This is a genomic window from Caldococcus noboribetus, assembly GCF_055389385.1.
The window spans coordinates 1,016,339-1,030,403 of the sequence record NZ_AP042475.1; the positions used below are offsets into that span (position 1 = coordinate 1,016,339).

General features: G+C 48.9%; 11 protein-coding genes and 1 pseudogene. 7 read left to right on the forward strand and 5 right to left on the reverse strand.

Annotated features, from left to right (window positions below; all coding sequences use genetic code 11):
- Nucleotides 1–57 precede the first annotated feature (57 nt).
- The 5 genes from ACZ5GQ_RS05320 (at nucleotide 58) to ACZ5GQ_RS05340 (ending at nucleotide 5,421) form a co-directional block, all read left to right on the forward strand.
- Complete coding sequence (locus tag ACZ5GQ_RS05320; RefSeq protein ID WP_498856140.1) at nucleotides 58–1,227, forward strand: NAD(P)/FAD-dependent oxidoreductase; 1,170 nt, start codon at nucleotides 58–60, stop codon at nucleotides 1,225–1,227.
- Nucleotides 1,228–1,241: 14 nt separating this feature from the next.
- Nucleotides 1,242–1,703, forward strand: a complete 462-nt coding sequence (locus tag ACZ5GQ_RS05325; RefSeq protein WP_498856141.1) for a helical membrane plugin domain-containing protein — start codon at nucleotides 1,242–1,244, stop codon at nucleotides 1,701–1,703.
- A gap of 176 nt (nucleotides 1,704–1,879) precedes the next feature.
- On the forward strand, nucleotides 1,880–3,268 hold the full coding sequence (locus tag ACZ5GQ_RS05330) for a COG1361 S-layer family protein (RefSeq protein WP_498856142.1): 1,389 nt from the start codon (nucleotides 1,880–1,882) through the stop codon (nucleotides 3,266–3,268).
- 9 nt (nucleotides 3,269–3,277) lie between these two features.
- Nucleotides 3,278–4,708 carry an MFS transporter gene (locus ACZ5GQ_RS05335; protein WP_498856143.1) on the forward strand — a complete coding sequence of 477 codons (1,431 nt, stop codon included), beginning with the start codon at nucleotides 3,278–3,280 and terminating at the stop codon, nucleotides 4,706–4,708.
- Nucleotides 4,709–4,965: 257 nt separating this feature from the next.
- The gene (locus tag ACZ5GQ_RS05340) at nucleotides 4,966–5,421 is read left to right on the forward strand and encodes a competence protein CoiA family protein (RefSeq protein ID WP_498856144.1); all 456 of its coding nucleotides are present in this window, start codon (nucleotides 4,966–4,968) and stop codon (nucleotides 5,419–5,421) included.
- A 78-nt stretch (nucleotides 5,422–5,499) separates the two neighbouring features.
- On the opposite strand, the gene ACZ5GQ_RS05345 is transcribed toward ACZ5GQ_RS05340, so the two are convergent.
- A complete protein-coding gene (locus tag ACZ5GQ_RS05345) occupies nucleotides 5,500–5,862 on the reverse strand; it encodes an ArsR/SmtB family transcription factor (RefSeq protein WP_498856145.1) in 363 nt (120 codons plus the stop codon).
- Nucleotides 5,863–6,128: 266 nt separating this feature from the next.
- Between ACZ5GQ_RS05345 and ACZ5GQ_RS05350 the strand changes: the two genes are divergently transcribed.
- Both ACZ5GQ_RS05350 and ACZ5GQ_RS05355 read left to right on the forward strand, forming a co-directional pair.
- Nucleotides 6,129–7,040 (forward strand): protein kinase family protein, encoded by a 912-nt coding sequence (locus ACZ5GQ_RS05350; RefSeq protein WP_498856146.1) that lies wholly within the window; start codon nucleotides 6,129–6,131, stop codon nucleotides 7,038–7,040.
- Nucleotides 7,041–7,073: 33 nt separating this feature from the next.
- Nucleotides 7,074–9,053, forward strand: coding sequence for a DUF460 domain-containing protein (locus ACZ5GQ_RS05355; RefSeq protein WP_498856147.1), 1,980 nt, complete (start codon nucleotides 7,074–7,076; stop codon nucleotides 9,051–9,053).
- Between the two features lie 66 nt (nucleotides 9,054–9,119).
- On the opposite strand, the pseudogene ACZ5GQ_RS05360 reads toward ACZ5GQ_RS05355, so the two are convergent.
- The 4 genes and pseudogenes from ACZ5GQ_RS05360 to ACZ5GQ_RS05375 all read right to left on the reverse strand — a co-directional run bounded on the left by ACZ5GQ_RS05360 (nucleotide 9,120) and on the right by ACZ5GQ_RS05375 (nucleotide 14,014).
- A pseudogene (locus tag ACZ5GQ_RS05360) lies at nucleotides 9,120–10,339 on the reverse strand (methionine adenosyltransferase).
- Nucleotides 10,340–10,434: 95 nt separating this feature from the next.
- Nucleotides 10,435–11,226 (reverse strand): P-loop NTPase family protein, encoded by a 792-nt coding sequence (locus ACZ5GQ_RS05365; RefSeq protein ID WP_498856148.1) that lies wholly within the window; start codon nucleotides 11,224–11,226, stop codon nucleotides 10,435–10,437.
- Nucleotides 11,227–11,341: 115 nt separating this feature from the next.
- Nucleotides 11,342–12,808 (reverse strand): hypothetical protein, encoded by a 1,467-nt coding sequence (locus ACZ5GQ_RS05370; RefSeq protein ID WP_498856149.1) that lies wholly within the window; start codon nucleotides 12,806–12,808, stop codon nucleotides 11,342–11,344.
- A gap of 18 nt (nucleotides 12,809–12,826) precedes the next feature.
- Nucleotides 12,827–14,014, reverse strand: a complete 1,188-nt coding sequence (locus ACZ5GQ_RS05375) for a nicotinate phosphoribosyltransferase (protein ID WP_498856150.1) — start codon at nucleotides 14,012–14,014, stop codon at nucleotides 12,827–12,829.
- Nucleotides 14,015–14,065: the final 51 nt, after the last annotated feature.

The following is a 14,065-nucleotide window of genomic DNA, read 5'->3' on the forward strand; positions in this document are numbered from 1 at the left end:
TATTTTTATACACCTCTCTGTACTCAGCCTCCTGGCCACCTAAGAGAAGGTGAGATTTTGACCAAGAGGATAGTAATAGCTGGTGGAGGCATCGGTGGCTATGTTGCCGCAAAGAGAATTGTTGACAACATTAAACAGAGCGGCGTTGATGCAGAGGTCACCGTTATAAATAAGGACCCATACCACTTTATGCCGCCGCTTTTCTTCGACGTAGCGCTAGGCTATGCTACTCCTGACGATACAAGGGCGCCGATACAGAACATGGAAAAGTATGGAATTAAGGTTACCGTAGATGAAATTCAGTCCATAGACGCCGCTAATAGGACGGTAGTAGGGGCCAGGGGCAAGTACCAATATGACTACCTGGTGGTATCTCTAGGAATAGATTATGGGTGGAGCGCCTACCCAGGCCTAGACAAGGATGGTGTTCATAACTTCGACCTTGATGGAGCTATCAAGATGAAGGAGGCCCTAAACCAGGTTAAAGACGGCCAGAACATAACTATATTGATACCAGAGCTGCCATTTAGGTGCGGAATCTACCCATATGAGGCTGCCACTGCACTTTCGGCATTCTTCAGGGCAAGGAATAAGAAAGTCAGCATAAGGCTTATAGATCCGATGCCAAGCCCCATAGCGCCGCTGGGCCCCTCAATATCTAGATTCCTTGCCGATCAGCTAGAGCAGTACGGAGTGGAGTACGTGCCTAACTCAAAGTTTAGGGAGGTGGATCCAAGCAAGAAGGAGGTCATAACCGCCAGCGGCGAGTTCAAGTATGATCTGCTCGTTAAGGTGCCCCCGTCCAGGCTTCCAAAGGCCCTTGCTAATAGCGGCGAGGACTTCGTCCTTAAGCAGGATCCAAGGTGGGCTCCCGCGCTGCCCAATGCAAGGCACCCCAAGTACGATGACATCTATATGGCCAGTGAGCATTCGCTGCCCCCCATGGGCATAGGGCTAGCTGGCGTCTTTGTAGAGTCCGTGGCTATAACTGCAGCAACCAATATAGTTGGCGACCTCATTGGGGGCTTCGGACCAGCATTTGCCCCAAGCCCTGTATCATGCGTTGGCTACGCCGGTGACAAGGGATGGGCTGGCACCTGCGAGCTACCATTCGACCCCAGCAAAGGGATGTACACCTTCAAGTGCTACTTCACGGGCGTCTACTCGATTGGAAGGCTGCTCAAGCAGTCATTCTACCACGGCTGGATAGATGGACTCAAGTTCTAAGGGGGTGAAAGGATATGGCAGAGGCCAAGAAGCAGGAGACCCCTGCAGAGTCCGTACCGCCTGAGGTTCAGGCTCAGGCCCTTGCCGAGCTCCTTGATGCCATAGTGAATCTGAAGAGGAGCGGCCTGCTAGGCATGATCTCCTACCTGGCTGACAAGGCCGAAGACTCCTTCCTCTCAGCGGCTACCGATCCCGCCCTGATGAGGCTCATGGCCCTCCTGGCCTCAGTGAGCAATGGCATAACCAAGGTTGACGCCACAGACCTGGCAAACGCCCAGAACACCCTGACGGACCTTACGTCCTGCACCATAGAGTCCCTGGCAAAGCTAGACCTGAGTCACCCAAGGAATGTTGGCCTTCTAGGCTTGATGAGCGCGCTGAGCGACCCAGACATATCCCAGGGCCTTGGAATATTATTAGATATAGCAAAACAGCTAGGCGCCTGTGCAAGGAGCAAAGGCCGGTCTAAACCGTAAGCCGTTGTAACAAAGCTGTTAGGTCTATTTTGGAATTTTTGATAAAGTCATGATGCTATATAGGCTGTCCCCTTTTGCGATGATTAACGTACAGAAAACATCATCTGTAGAACCCATGCGAGATCCCAAACTCTATGTATAGCGTGGCCGCGATCTAAGAGTAATACTTTTATATATTGAGCTTCGTAATATCAGCGGTGGACGCTGTGCCGAGAAATTTAAGGGTCGTCCCCATAGCAATATTGTTTTTCTTAGTAATATCGATGTTAATAATGGTTGGCGGCGGCCAGCTTAACGCCTCTGCAGAGAGTCTGAAACCTACGTTTACAGCTATAAGTTATTGGGGCCTTAACTCCTCACAGCCCCTTCAGGCATCCCCTGGAAGTTCGTTCCTGCCTCTCACAATCGTGGTCTACTACTTAGGCCCTGTGAAGTTGCTTAACGTAACTGCCTACGTGAAGTACTCCTACCCGTTAACTTTGGTAAAGGGTGAACCTACTCCTGAGGCATTCGTACCGGTGCTTGAACCTGGGGGCGCTCTGAAGCTGGTGTCCCTCTACAACGTCTCAAACAATGCAACGCCAGGGGTCTACAACATGACTGTTAACCTAACCTACTACGTTGAGGAGCGGCTGCCTACAGGCGAAGCGATAATAGTGAAGGACATGAGCTCGCTTCCCGTCGAGGTAGCGATAACGGGGTACTCGAAGGTTGTAGTAATAGGGTATGGCACCTACCCAGAGGTCCTTTACTCTGGCGAGAGCGCCGCACTACTTAGAATATACCTTGAAGATGAGGGCAATAGCTTGGCCTCCAACGTCACAGTTAAAGTGGAGCCCCAGTACCCCCTAAGCATGCTATACCCTAACATGTCTACAATAAAGTTGGGCTACCTGCCGCCGGGCCGCGTAGTTAACCTTAGTGTGCCGCTGGCAATAGCTAATGTCACACAGATAACAAGTTATCCCTTCGGCTACTTTACTGTGCCAAAGCCCCTTAACGCCACGGTTTATATTAACGTCACTTACTCTGGGGGATACTATTTTGTGCCAATAAGCCTATATCTAAGGCCATCAGCATACTTCGCAGCCATAAATATGTACCATAGCTCTATATCTGTTGGCGCCTCAAACGTCTACGTAACTGTAGAGCTGGCCGATGTAGGCTATGGTAAGGCCGAGTACGTCACAGCAACGCTGCTGCCCAACCCTATTTTCACACCATATGTGCCCTCCAGCGAAAACCCGCTATTGGCAGTAGACTTCATGAATGAAAGCATCGGAGACCTTAACAGCGGTGAGGCGCAAAATGTTACATTCGTAATCTCCGTGAGCTCAGGCATAAGGCCTGGGACTTATTACCTGCCATTAATGATAACCTGGTACCAGCCTCCAACCATGCAGGTTATGCACCAAATTATATTAGTTCCAATAAAGGTTGGCGCTGGCCTTCAGCTTAGCATGCCATCTCTTAGCGGCTCGTCAAACTCTGTGCTGTATGTAATAGCTGCGCTTGTAATCATAATACTAGTAGTTATGGCAGTGATAGGCGCAAGAAGAAGGTGATGCCACTTAATGGGGAGGACCTCCAGAAGCCCCTACGCTACACTAGCTGTTCTGACGCTGGTAACTATGCTAACTATGTACGTTGAAGCCATGGTTATACCATCGCTGCCCCACATTCAATCAGCGCTTGCGGCCACTAACGAGGAGGCCGCGTGGGTTGTCTCGGCATACCTTGTGGTCGGTGCCGCGGTGGCGCCCCTCTTTGGAAAGATGGGCGACGTTTATGGCAAGAAGAAGCTTTACATAACTGCGTTATCCTTTTACTCTATAGCGGTCCTCACTGCAGGCTTTGCGCCTAACATCTTAGCGCTTATAGCTGCCAGGGCAGTCCAAGGCTTTGGCTTCACTTTGTTCCCGCTGGGGCTCTCTATAATAACGGACACGTTCCCGCGCCGCTTAGTTGCCGTGGCGCAGGGAGTACTGAGCGCCATGGTCGCCATAGGCATGACTATAGGCATGATAGCGGGCGCCTACATAGAGGAGTACCTAGGGTGGCGCGCCATGTTTCATATAGCTTTTGGGCTCTCAATAGTGATGCTTGTAACATCATTGATAGTGCTCGAATCCTACCCCCCTGTAAGCCACGAACGCATAGACTACGTCAGCACCGTGCTCCTTTCCTTGGGCACGGCGCTAATACTTCTGTACCTAACCGAGGCCCCCTACAGGGGATGGATTACACTGACCCAGCTACTGCTTTTAATTACAGGGGCGGCACTTTACTTCAGCTTCTTTGCATACGAAACCAGGTCTACAAGGACGTTGATAAGGCTTGACCTGCTTAGACAAAGAAACGTTATGGTAGCTAACATAGCAGGCCTCATATCGGGCGTTGCAATGTTTATGCTTTACCTTGGCGTTATATACTTCGCGGAGGAGTCTCCGCCCTACGGCCTGGGTCTTTCAGTCATAGGCGCCGCCATGTCATTGCTTCCGGCGACCCTCGCAATGATAGTCATTTCCCCTCTTGTTGGCTATGCAACCTCGACACTGGGGCCCAAGCCAGTCCTCATATATGGCTCTCTGGTCTCAACCGTAGGCTTCCTGCTCTTTGTTATGGACAGGTCGGGGCCCCTTCAGCTCGCCATAGACTCATTCGTTACAGGGGTAGGCATAGTTTCCATACTGGTGCCTATAGTTAACATGATAGCTGTTTCGGTGCCTGCTGACAGCGTAACTGTGAGCCTAGGGTTTAACACTATGGTTAGGTTCCTGGGCTCCTCCGTTGGCCCTGTCCTAGCAGCCACGCTAATGACAACCTACAAAGCTTACCTGTTCTTCGAGTTTAGTGGGAGGCTTTTCGTATTTTCAGAGGGCGGCAGTGATGCCTTTAACTACATCTTCTATATAGGGGCTTTAGCGTCGCTCATCACGCTAGCGGTCTCGCTCTTCACTAAGAACTATGTCCTCAGGGAGAGAAGTCGTGTAGCAGCTTTCTAGCGTTTAACATGTATTTTATCCTTAGCTACCTCACGCCAATTAAAAACTTGAGATGTAGGTAATTTCGATTGAATAACACCTATTACAACGGTATTAGCAACAGCTTCGGCCTTTGCACAGACCCGAGGCTACTAACAAAAGCTGCAATGTAAAGCTTCAGACAGTCTTAACCAAAAGATGGGGGCGCCTCGAGGCAAAGGACCTCTGAGGTTATTGAGAAGGAGAGGCTTTCCAAAGTCTCAAGGTTTCATGCCACCGTGCAGCTGATAATTGCTGAGAAGCTAAGGGAGTTAGGCTTTGATGTAGCAGTTGAACATCAAATAGACGACGTGCATATTGCTGATATTTATGCTCAAGGTTATGGCAAAAGCATGATTATAGAGGTCGAGACAGGTTACCTGCCTCCCATGTTCATAAATAGAGCTGAAGAATACATGGAGGCCAAGATAGCCGTTAAGGCCCTTAAGTACTCATGTGCAGCCGATGAATTCTATATAGCAACTCCCTCCTACTTGAGGCTCCCTATACCTCGGGTGCTCTCAACAGACCTAACGAATCTGAGTGAACTCAAAATTCTTGGTTCCAAAGTAAGGGACTTCTTCGGTGATAAGTGGGAGGCCCTGCTGCTAAGCAGAGGTCCTGTGTGCAAGATTTCGGGAGCCATGTACGTCAACATATCAAGGAGGGACTTCTATATAGAGAAGTTCCAGTAGCTAGCTTATCGAGCTTTCGTATCATAACATAAATGTAGCTAAAGAAAAGGCCATTGGCAGGTTCCTAGCTGGTTTCAGTTAGCTCTTGGAGCTAGTCTGGCCTGCGTTGTGCTCCTGCTCAGGAGTTATCATGAATACTATCTTGTTTATCATAAGTTCCACTACCTTCTTGATGCCCCTCTGCCCCGGCACGTAGTGAGACCTAACTATGCCCGCCTCCTCCAACTTCCTTATCTGGCTGCTCACGTTAGCTTTGCTCTGGTTTATCAGGATGGCTATATCCTCGAGATCCGTGGGCCCTTTCTGAAGTATAGCCAATATTTTTGCCCTACTCTCGCTTGCAAGCGCAGATGAAACTTTTGCTATAGCGCGTGAGCCTACTACGTAAAGAGTTCCGTCTCTCGGATAAATCCCCTCCTTTGTCGGTATGCTCTCCTCCATATGCCCCCTCACCTTTTCTTTAGCAACCATTTGTTACTATATTTGTACTGAGTTAATATTTTTTTGTATTCAAGCTTAGCACATATACTACGCACACTTAAACAGGCCTTATGCATACATATAAACTTCATCATGAAGTAATAAAGAAAGTCTTTATAACCTTATGATGATAGCTCTACTTAATAGAGTCCAAATTAAAAGAGTGCAGTGATTTAAAATATTTATACACTTAAACTTTTTCGCTTCCTCAAATTAAAGCTGAGAAGGTGCTCCCAACGCTGACATTAAACGATAGGATGCGAATAATAGACTACACCTCACACGAACTACTTCTATCTATCTACAGGATGCACAAGAGATTTTCGTTTGTACCGCTTAGCGTTATAGAGGCGACATCTAAGATTCCTCACGAAATAGCCGTTAGAGCCCTTTCTAAGCTAACGGATGCGGGCCTCCTGAGATCGAGAATAGTAGCTGGCGAGCATGCCTACCAGCTCACCTTCGCTGGCCTGGACGTTCTCTCAGCGGTTAAACTTATCAGAAGAGGCATTATTGAAAAGGTTGGCGACAAAGTGGGTGTTGGCAAGGAGGGTGAAGTGTATCTGGCCTGGACTCCCTCAGGTAATCCTGTCTCGCTAAAATTTCATAAGGAGGGAGCCAGATCCTTCAGGGCACTAGCCAGGAAGAGGAGTTATGGAAGGGTCCTCGAGAGATCGCAGTGGATAGACGTAGCCATTGAAAGCGCTGAGAGAGAGATGAGAGCCCTAGTTATGGTAAGCAGGATGGGGGGCCTGGTGCCTAAACCTATAACTTCTGAGCTACATTGTGTCGTTACAGAATACTTGGATGGAGCAGAGCTCATATATTACAAGGCGCTCAGCAAGGAGCAGGCGCTCAAAGTACTTGAGGACGTTATAAACACGATCGCCATAGCATTCAAAGATGCAGGCATCGTGCACGGGGATTTAAGTCCTTACAACATACTAGTCGTGCACAGTGGCAACAACAATATAAGCGGTTACGTAATAGATTGGCCTCAATATGTAGACGCCTCAGACCCACGAGCCAAAGAGATCCTTATAGAGGACATAAGAAGGCTGACCTCATATTTTAATAAAAGCTTCGGCCTGGAACTCTCAGCTGAGGACCTAGCCAAGAGAGTTACGGGGAACGGCTGACATGTCCTCAGAGGGGGCACCCAGGAGCTCTACATGGGCATAGACATAGAGTCCGGGAGCCCTCTCTCATCAACTAACAGGGCCAGATACTCGGTAGTTATTATAGATCAGTCCCTTAAGCTCATAGCTAAGTACCAGTCAGTGCCCCTGGCAACAATTATAAGGCTGGCATGGGAGTACAGGCCTAGATCCATTGCCTCGGATAACGTTATGGAGCTCTCCTTTGATGGCTCCACTGAGAGCATAGCCAGGCTCCTTTCCCTACTTCCCCCTGGCACCAAGCTTGTCCAGGCTACTGCTACCGAGGAAGGCCTAGTGGACGTACTAGAGGCCGCCAGGAGGGCTGGCATTGACGTCGCTTCCTCTAAGCTTTCACCCATGAGGACGGCTTTCATAGTAGCCGCCGTGGTGGCCAGAGGGGGAGGCCAAAGCATAGGCTTTAGCAGGGAGAAGACTTACATAGTAGTGAGCAGGGGGCGGAACACCAAGAGCGGAGGATGGAGCCAAGCACGGTACCAGAGGAGGATAAGGGCCTCAGTTAAAATAGCGGCGGACAAGGTTAAGGAGGCCTTAGACAACGCTAATATAGATTATGACGTCTTCTACAAGACGAGTGAGGGAGGCCTTGACTCAGCCATATTCATCGTATATGCGCCTCGCGAGAAGCTGGTAGGAATAGTCAAGCCGCACCGTGGCATAGATTACTCTATAAGGGTAGAGACTAAGTATGAGGGTGAGCTTGTCTTTGGCGGCGCGGAGCCGAGGCCCTCGAGACCTCTTATAGTTGGCGTTGATGCTGGAATGACTACAGGCCTTGCAGTACTTGATCTTGAAGGCAGAGTCCTGCATCTTGGCAGTTATAAAGAACTTGACAGAGGCAAGATCGTCAGCATAGTTTCAAGCCTTGGGAGACCGGTTGTCGTAGCTACAGATGTTGCTGATCCACCCGAACTTGTTAGAAAGCTTGCAGCCCAGCTGGGGGCCCAGCTCTACCTACCTAATTATAACTTGTCCGTAGCTGAGAAGGAGTACCTAGCCTCTAGGGCCACTGCGGATTCAGAGCTTAAACCGAAGACTCCGCATGAGAGGGATTCCCTTGCGGCAGCATATAGAGCATTCATAGAATACCACAATAAGCTCTCACAAGTAGAAGCTTACGCTTCAAAGCTAGAGTTCGACATAGATATAGATGAGCTTAAGGCGGACGTAGTCAAGGGAGCCACTCTAGCTGAAGCCGTAGAGAAACAAATAACGAAGCTCTTAGGCAGTACTGATGAGAAGTACGAGCGCATAAGCATTACCAATAAACAACAGCCGCAGCAACCATGCATAGGCAGCTCAAAGCTTGAGCTCCTTGAGGCCCAGAAGGCGTCGCTTGAGAAGCAGCTCGAAGAGCTGCGCCAGAGGCTTTTCTACGAAGAAAGGGAGCTTTACCTAGCCAAGAAGCAGCTCAAGGCAGAACTGCTTAAGGATGACGAGATAAGGACCCTCAAAGGGAGGATCTCAGATCTTGAGGCCTCGCTTGTTAGGCTTCAGGGGCTACAGGAGTCGCTTCAAGAAGAGGTTCAGAATCTTAAAAGAATGCTCATTGATGTGGCCTCAGGAAAACTAGTCGTCGCCCGGAGGTTAAGCGAGCTAAGAAGCTCGCAGCTCAAAAGGGCTGAGGAGCAGTTGGGTCCCATAAGCGCTAACGAAGTAATTATCATAGACAATGTTACAACGTTTGACAGCAATGCCATAGATGACCTTTCTAAAGCTGGAGTTAAAGCCATACTTGTCAGCGACGTTAACTCACCGCTAGCCAACGCTGCCAGAAATCATGGTATAGCCCCCCTCAAGGCCGACAACTATACTGTAATACAAGTGGCAGGTCTGTACTTCGTTAGCTCTAAAGTAATTAAGGACGCTATGGATCTACTAGCGAAGCTCAAAGCCCAGGAAAGCTCAGACGCAACTCTGCTAACCCTGCTAAACGAGTATAGAACCATGAGAAGCAAGAGCTCCTCGCATTAAACGCCTTCGCAAAGGATTAGGCTTAAAAGGCGCTGTATTAAGAACCAACAAGAAAACGAACCTAACTTAATAGAGCTGCACCTCTCCCCTAAGGAACCTCTCTGAGAGCGTCGGAAGCCTAGACATATATTCGTCAATAAGGCTAGCGATTTCCTGCTTAGTGTCAGAGGTTAGCTGGACGCCCTTGTCGGGTATTACAGATACGTCAGCTATTAAAGGATCATCTATGGGCCTTCCTATCTGCCCAAGCAATCTCACATAGACTTCCCTTATGTTAGGTACCTTAGCATATATCAGCTGCGCGATCTCCATGGCAGCTACGTTGTAAATTTTGCCTACATGAGTCACAGGGTTCTTACCGGCCGCTGCCTCAAGGCTCATGGGCCTCATGGGAGTTATTAGCCCGTTGACCCTGTTGCCCCTCCCTGTGGCTCCATCATCTCCGTGCTCAGCGCTGGTTCCTGTGACCGTAAGGTAGAAGACCTCCTCCTCTGGTATATCGCCGCTGTTTACATAAACCTTCACGTCATAGTCTGGCGCCAGCTTGTTTGCTAGATTAAGCACGGCCTCCTTGATCTCCTCCTTCACGCTCATGTACTCCTCTGGACCGTTCACAAAACGGCTAACTATAGCGTCAGCTATAGTTAGCTCTATGCTCTTGCCCCTCCTAAGGCCCATTACCTTGACATCCTCGCCTGAGGCTGGAACCTTTGACTTGAATTCCTTGCTGTTAAGCAGTCTCTCGGTCTCAAAGACCAACCTCTCGAGCGTGCTGAGGGGCGCGAAGCCCGCTCCAAAGCTAGTGTCGTTAGCCCTATAGGATGCCGTCCTCGACTCAAATATCCCCCTGAGGTCTGCGCTGCCCTTACCTATCTTGTAATCGGCCACTACATGAACCTCTGGGTCGAGAAACCTGAGGTTCCTTGAAATCCAATCCTTAACGGCCCTTAATATGATCCTTCCCACGGGAACCTCCTCTATACCCGAAGAAGTTCTGACTTCTGTTGTGGCCCTACCAGACACTATGATGTATATGGGAGTTATGACGTCACCTCCTCCCCACTTGGGCGATGCCTGTCCTCCCACTAACAATACCTTATCTAAGTTATGGTGCATTATAGCACAAAGCGCTCCTTATAATAGGCACTAAGCTGCCTACTGGCCTCTTCGGCCACGGCATCACTTATATAATCAGGGTGACCAAGGCCCTTCCTCTCAACCAGCTCCACTTCTGTGTCTTCTATGGGCTGTTGACTTAACTGTCTTACCACTATGTTTCTTGTCACTTATACGCTCACCTGCGCGGGTTTTAGACCCCTCGCAAATTTAAATTATACCCTAATTTGACGAGAGCCCAGGAAGTTAGCCTATGCTATTTCACTCATAGGCCCAAATCTTTGCCTGCAGACCTTATTCTTCTCTTAACATCTTCAGGCAGCGCCAGATCCTCTTTAGTGAAGTTGGCAGGCCCTAGTATCACAAGTCCCTCGCCATCCCTTATGTCAATATAGTTAACTCTTAGGTCATGAGGGGTTTGCCTCATCTTTTCAACCAGGATATACCTTTTAAGCTCACCTCCTATGACTTTTCTCCCAAATCTTATTATGCCATCGGCCACGTGTTCAAGGCCCCACCCAAAGGCGCTGGACGTCGTTATAGCGTACTGGCTTGTCATGAGCACAGTAAAATCCCACCTGTAGAGAACCCTCTTCACTGCGTAGCTGTACTTTCTGGCCATGGCGGGCTTATCAAGCCAGAACGTGCTCATACTGTCAATTATCAGCCTTGACCTGCCATACCCTAGCTTCCTCTTAGCCTCTATTACTTTGTTAACAAGAGTCTCGACATCAACTTCCTCCAGAGACCATTCGTCATTTTGAGACTTAAGAAGGGCATCAATTATTATAGCCTTGCCTTCATCAACGGCCTTGTCGAGATCCATGTTAAACATCTTGGCCTGCTTTATTATGCTTTCCCTGCTCTCCTCTGTGGTTACATAAATCACCTTATCATTATCCTTTATGCCCTGCCATGCATAATGAAGTGCAAAAACAGTCTTTCCCGTGCCAGGTTCTCCGACAACTGCCACAAAGAAGCCCCTAGGTATACCGCCTGCTAACATTCTATCTATGCCAGGAACCCCTGTCGAAAGCCTTTCTATATGCACGGCCATCTTCAGCGCTTCCTAATATTTTGTAATGCTCAAAGTTAATATTTTGACTTTAGACGCGGAAAGGCTAACCTCCTGTATCCCGAATGCTCCAAGCATGATACATCTAAATGTTGCTTCACCGCCTTAGGTTAGACCTTAGAAGCCTGGTAGCAGTAGCCCTCAGGCTCTCATCTATCAGTATTACTAGCCCATAATAAGCTGCAAGGTAAGGCAGGCCCATCTCTGCGAGGACATATATTGATTTTAAGAGCCCCCTGCTAGGGGGCTCCAGCGGCTTAAAGAGAAACGACAATATGAGCGCTAAGACTACATAAGCGAGGAGCCTCTTGGCATAACTTTTTATGACGGCTTTTCCGTTGTCAGGGATAAATTTATAGTAGTAGATTGTAACGGATATTATGAACCTGGCCATATAGATCAATGACCAGGCTATTAACAGAACGGCGGCGGCCTTACCTCTAAGCAAAGCCAACACTAACGCCAACAGAACTATATAAATCAGCGAGGAGGTTGAAGTCATAATATTAAGTCTCTCAAACTTAGGTAGACTTTCTTCTCCAACCTCGCTTATTGAACCCATAACAATGTTGGACAGTCCGCCATTAACTATTTCTATAATAGCAGTTAACATAAAAATGGTCAAGGCCAGAGAAGCCCACGAATAGCTATAGTTAAACACATAGATTATGTATAAGGGGTGAACTGCTGCGTATATTAAAAGTGGAACTGCAAGTATAGTGACCAAGAACGCTGACTTTAAGCCACCGACAATATCGTTTGTTGTAAGCACGTACGCATGAAGATACCTTAGCCCAGTATTTGACGACTCCCTTACTAAGGTAGCTACTGCAGCCGCTATGAAGAAGGCCGCAACCACGTTTGGGCCTGCAAGCGGGTATGCGATGGTAGCATCTAACGACGCCACAAAGCCTGTAACGTAAGCTATTATCAAGGGCCTCGAGGTCCTAGCCCACTCGCTTAGAACGCTCCAGGGCGCTTCAATGGCCTTTCCTCCCAGGGCCTCGTAAAGCCATCTAAAGCCGAGGGCTGTAGCTATTGATATTGATATTGATGTGGCTATAAAGACGTGAAGTAGCGAGGGTGCTTCGACATAAAGCGCTAGAATGATCAGCATTGAATAAAGAAGCCTATAGATTAGAAGCAAAAGGCCCAGCCTGAGGGGCCTTACGGCGTCCATCATGGTTGTTAAGCCACCCATTATAGACTGTAACATTATGGTGACTCCTGCAGCCACGGCCACCAGAAGGCCTACCTTTGCCTCTACATACTCCAATGCAAAGCCAAGGATTATACCCATAAGGCCGCTTAAAAGTGAGAGCACGAGGCCTGCTGCGAAGGACCCTCTTCTTCTGGTAACCAGATACCTGTACATCCAAACTCCAAAGAGGCCTATAGGTACAGTTGCATATGTTATTATTCTCTTCGTAGCATATTGATATGCGGCATAGCTAACATCGCTTAGCCTTCTGGCCAACAATATGCTTACGGCTATGTTTAGTACAAGGGCTGCGCCATAAAGCATTATCCTTCCAAGCACCACCCTTGTCGGAACGCGGCTCAAAGCGATAAAGCACCGTCACTAGAGCAGCTTAAGTTCCTTAAGCTGGGATATGACATAAGACCTTATCTCGTTAAGTGAAGGCAAGTCACGTACAAGCTTCCCATTATCTAGGTACTTAACCAACAAGGGGGCTGCTCTCTTGCCATCCTCACATATAGGGGGCTCAGCGCTCCATGGCACAACGTAGTGTTTCAGCGCACCACAGGAGTAAACCATCTTGGCCCCTGGCATCTTACCTCTCTTAGAGATGGGCTCCCATCCATTACCTCTGTCAACCTCCACTATATCCATGCTAAGGTCAACGCTCCTAGGCATAGCCACGCTCGTCCCTACCCCAAATCCGTCCGCCACATCGCGCAGCTCCATTATCTCCTGTTCATCGAGGCCCCCACTAACTATAACCTTGACGTTATCATAACCATGTAGCTTAAGAGTCCACTTGACCTCCTCCACAATGTCATGCATGTTGCCTCTTCTGCTCGAAGGTGTGTCTAGCCTCACGCCCCACAGCTTTTCCTTTAACAGCTCGGCTGCCGCCAGGGCCTCCATTCTCTCGTCATCAAACGTATCTGCCAGCGCGACTATGTTTATCTTATTGCCGTAAAGCTCTGCAAAGAGCTGCCATGCCTTCCTCTGGTCACCTATCGTTATTATTAAAGCGTGAGGCATAGTGCCCTGCGGTGTGAGTCCCAGGTACTTCTCTGAGAGTATGCCGCTCACCGAATCGGCCCCTCCTATGAAGGCGGCCCTGTCAGCAGCCGGGAAGACTGCAGGATGTAATGCCCTTAACCCAAAGAACAGGTACAGTTTGTCGCCGCTCGCAACGCGTATTCTAGCCGACTTAGTAGCTATGCTGCTTTCGAATCTTAGAACTCCAAGGACTGGGGCCTCGAAAGGAGCAAAGGCCTCATATGGGGCCTCTATGAGCATAAGTGGGGTCTTTCTCCTGAAAATAGTCCCTTCAGGAACAGAGTATACAGTAAAAGGCTTGTCCTTAAGTATTGCCAAGGCCTCCTCCAATCCCGCATAGACGGCCCAGTCACCCTCGGGAGGGTTGCTGTATAGGTGAACTTCCATTCTGACCTTCACATTGCTCAGGTTAGCGAACCTTAGAACTTCCTGGGTGCGCTTGAAATATATGTCGCTCGCCTCGCCGGTCGTTATCTCCTCCTTGGTGGCAACAAATATGTTCGGATCCCTGGGCACTACGCTTCGCCCCCTGTTCAGATCATGCTAGCAAATTTTAAAGTTCCAAGG